The sequence below is a fragment of the Streptomyces sp. genome (assembly GCF_036524955.1).
Classification (GTDB): domain Bacteria; phylum Actinomycetota; class Actinomycetes; order Streptomycetales; family Streptomycetaceae; genus Actinacidiphila.
The window spans coordinates 1-2,073 of sequence record NZ_DATDBG010000062.1; the positions used below are offsets into that span (position 1 = coordinate 1).

The 2,073-nt window shown below is 70.2% G+C and carries 2 protein-coding genes; both read right to left on the reverse strand.

Going from position 1 to position 2,073, the window contains the following annotated elements; genetic code table 11:
• Positions 1-123: 123 nt before the first annotated feature.
• Positions 124-867: a pyruvate formate-lyase-activating protein gene (pflA, locus tag VIW71_RS05040; protein ID WP_331620740.1), complete on the reverse strand. Its 744-nt coding sequence runs from the start codon at positions 865-867 to the stop codon at positions 124-126.
• A gap of 4 nt (positions 868-871) precedes the next feature.
• On the reverse strand, positions 872-2,073 hold a 1,202-nt coding region (locus VIW71_RS05045; protein WP_331620741.1), incomplete at its 5' end, for a pyruvate formate lyase family protein.

Consider the following 2,073-nt stretch of genomic DNA (forward strand, 5'->3'; position numbering starts at 1 on the left):
CACGGGCGGTTCATCGTCACGACCACCGTTCCCGGCGCCCGGTCCCGGGGGAAGCGACCTCGTCCATCCGCCTTCGCGTGTCAGACCGGTCGCTGCCATGGCCGCGGCACGTCCTCGGCCGCCTCAGACGGCGCGCAGGCCGTGTGCCTGGAACTGCCCGCGGACCCGTTCGGTGAGCGCGGGTTCCGGCGATGGGGTGTCGCGGAGGGGGAAAGGGATACCGAGGGCCTCGTACTTGGCGGCGCCGAGTTTGTGGAAGGGCAGGACGTCGATCTGCTGGACGTTCCGCAGCCCGGCGGCGAACGCGGCGAGGCCTTCGACCGCCTCCTCGTCGTCGGTCCGGTCGGGTACGAGCACATAGCGGATGCGAACCGGGACTCCCAGGCGGTCCAGGCGGGTGGCGAAGGCGAGGGTGGGGGCCAGGGCGGCGCCGGTGAGGTCGCGGTAGGTCGGGGCGTCGAAGGACTTGACGTCCAGCAGGACGAGGCTGGTGTCTGCGAGCATCTCGTCGGAGGCCCGCACGCCGAGGTACCCGGAGGTGTCCAGTGCGGTGTGCAGGCCGAGCCGGCGGCAGCGGTGCAGGACCTCGCCGGTGAAGGCGGGCTGGAGCAGCGGTTCGCCGCCGCTGAGGGTGACTCCGCCGCCGGCCGCGGTCAGGAAGTCCGCGTACCGTTCGATCTCCCCGACCACCTCGTCCACGGTGGTCGCCCGCCCGTCGCGCATGTACCAGGTGTCAGGGTTGGCGCAGTACTGGCAGCGCAGCGGGCAGCCGCTGAGGAACAGCACGAACCGGGTCCCGGGCCCGTCCACGCCGGTGGACAGATCCCAGGAGTGGATCCGGCCGGTCCTGGCAACATGTGCCGTCACGGCGTCACCGCGTTCCGTGGAAGGTGCGGCTGATCACGTCGAGCTGCTGCTCGCGGGTCAGCCGGACGAAGTTGACGGCGTACCCGGAGACGCGGATGGTCAGGTCCGGGTGTTTCTCCGGGTGCTCCATGGCGTCTTCGAGGGTGGCGCGGTCCAGGACGTTGACGTTCAGGTGGAAGCCGCCGGCCGCCATGTAGGCGTCGAGCAGGCCCACCAGGTTCCCCGCGCGTTCCGTCGGGTCGTGGCCGAGGCCCTCGGGGGTGATCGTGGACGTCAGCGAGATGCCGTCGCGCGCCGCCTCGTACGGGATCTTGGCGACCGACAGCGCGGCGGCTGCCATGCCGTGCCGGTCCCTGCCGTTCATCGGGTTGGCGCCCGGCGCGAAGGGCGCGCCGGCCGGGCGGCCGTCGGGGGTGTTGCCGGTGTGCTTGCCGTACACCACGTTGGAGGTGATGGTGAGCACCGACTGGGTGTACTCGGCGTTCCTGTACGCGGGGTACCGGGTGATCTTGGCCATGAACGACTCGACCAGTCCGGTCGCGAGAGCGTCGGCGCGGTCGTCGTTGTTGCCGTACGCCGGCCAGTCGCCCTGCGGCTCGTAGTTCACGGCGAGCCCGGTGGCGTCCCTGATCACCCTCACCCGGCCGTACCTGACGGCGGACAGGCTGTCCGCGACGACCGACAGCCCCGCGATCCCGCAGGCCATGAAGCGGTGCACGGGGTAGTCGTGCAGCGCCATCTCCAGCCGCTCGTACGCGTACTTGTCGTGCATGTAGTGGATGCAGTTGAGCGCGTCGACGTAGGTCTCGGCCAGCCAGCTCAGCAGCGTGGAGAAGCGGTGCCGCACGTCGTCGTAGTCGAGCACGTCGCCCGACACCGGCGGCGTGGGCGGGGCCACCTGCTCGCCACTGACCTCGTCGCGCCCCCCGTTGATCGCGTAGAGCAGCGTCTTCGCGAGGTTGACGCGGGCGCCGAAGAACTGCATCTGCTTGCCCACGCGCATCGCGGACACGCAGCACGCGATGGCCGCGTCGTCGCCGTAGTTGCCACGGATGAGCTCGTCGGACTCGTACTGGATCGCGGAGGTGTCGATGGACACCTGCGCGCAGAACTGCTTGAACGGCTCGGGCAGCCGGTCACTCCAGAACACGGTGAGGTTCGGCTCTGGGGCCGGACCCAGGTTGTAGAGCGTCTGGAGGATCCGGT